Consider the following 1650-nt stretch of genomic DNA (forward strand, 5'->3'; position numbering starts at 1 on the left):
CTCAGCTTGTTCTTTAACCTCGGCGCCCGTGTGGGGCGCTGATCCTGTGTGGACTCGGCGTGTCATGGAGACGTAAACCGGCCACCACCTGATGATCCTTCACGTTCCCTGCAAGGACGCGAAGAACAGAACAGGCGGTGGCCGTGGCCACGATTTTGGACCACCTGGGTGGCCTCGTGTTGCCCGACACGCCCGTCCCCTCTGACACGTCGGCGGTCAGGTCGGCCGAGGATTCAGCGGCGAGGTTGGCGGGGTTTCGTCGGGACTTCTACCGGTGTCTGCCACGTCGGGCGGACGCGTTGTTCGAGCTCACCGACGCGTTGCTGTGCTCGGGAGGGCCCGTGACCAGCCTGGTCGACCTGTCGTTGGCCGCCGAGCATCGCCGTGGTCACGGCGCCCTCTACGACGCTTTGGGCGCTGGCGGGATTGATGTCGGCCGGCTGCGGGTGACCCTCGCAGGGTTGGCGCTGCCCCGCGCCGTCGACGGGCGGATCATGCTCGCCGTTGACGTCAGCAACTGGCTGCGCCCGGACGCGGCCACCAGCCCGGACCGCCTGTTCTGCCACGTCTATGGCCGCGGCAGAGGCTCCGCCCAGATGATCCCCGGCTGGCCGTACTCGTTCGTCGCCGCCTTGGAACCAGGCCGCACATCGTGGACGCAGGTGCTCGACGCGGTGCGGCTGGACCCGGCCGACGACGCCACCGCAGTCACCGCCGACCAACTCCGGCAGCTGATCGACCGGCTGATCCGCGCCGGGCACTGGCGGCCCGGCGACCCTGACATCCTGATCGTCTGTGACACCGGCTACGACACCGCCCGGCTGGCCTGGGTGCTGTCCGACCTGCCCGTGCTCCTGGTCGGCCGGATCCGCTCGGACCGGGTCCTACGGTTTCCCAAGCCGACCAGGCAGCCGGGCGCCACCGGCCGTCCCCGCAAACACGGCGCCGAGTTCGCCTGCAACGACCCGGCCACCTGGCCCGCGCCGCAACACACCACCCTCACCCCGACCAGCCGCTACGGCACCGCGCAAGCCGACAGCTGGGACCAGCTGCACCCCAGGCTGACCCGCCGCACCTGCTGGATCGACCACGACGGTGACCTGCCGATCATCACCGGCACCCTCATCCGGCTACAGGTCGAGCACCTGCCCGGCGAGCGTGACCCCAAACCGGTCTGGCTGTGGTGCTCCGCCACCAACGCCACCACCGCCGATGTCGACCACTGGTGGCAGGCCTTCCTCCGCAGATTCGACCTCGAGCACACGTTTCGCCTGTTCAAACAGACCCTGGGATGGACTCGGCCGAAGATCCGCACCACCGAAGCCGCTGACCGGTGGACCTGGCTGATCATCGCCGCCTACACTCAGCTACGCCTCGCGCGACCCCTCGTCGCGGACCTGCGTCGACCGTGGGAGCGGCCAACGGCACCTGACCGGCTCACTCCCGCCCGGGTCCGTCGGGGGTTTCGGAACCTGCGCCCGAAGACCACCCTGCCCGCAAGTGCGCCGAAACCCAGCAGACCAGGCCCTGGACGCCCGTACGGATCACGAAACCGTAGACCAGCACCCCGCCACGACGTCGGTAAAACCGTCAAGCGTGACCTGAGCATCACCGCACGTAAACAGCGCACAGGTTAAAGATCAAGCTCAG

The 1650-nt window shown here is 68.5% G+C and carries 1 protein-coding gene; it reads left to right on the forward strand.

The window, feature by feature from the left end; genetic code table 11:
* Positions 1-245 precede the first annotated feature (245 nt).
* Positions 246-1637, forward strand: a complete 1392-nt coding sequence (locus AB0873_RS32480; RefSeq protein ID WP_366604616.1) for an NF041680 family putative transposase — start codon at positions 246-248, stop codon at positions 1635-1637.
* Positions 1638-1650: the final 13 nt, after the last annotated feature.

Source organism: Micromonospora sp. NPDC047707, assembly GCF_040704235.1.
Classification (GTDB): domain Bacteria; phylum Actinomycetota; class Actinomycetes; order Mycobacteriales; family Micromonosporaceae; genus Micromonospora.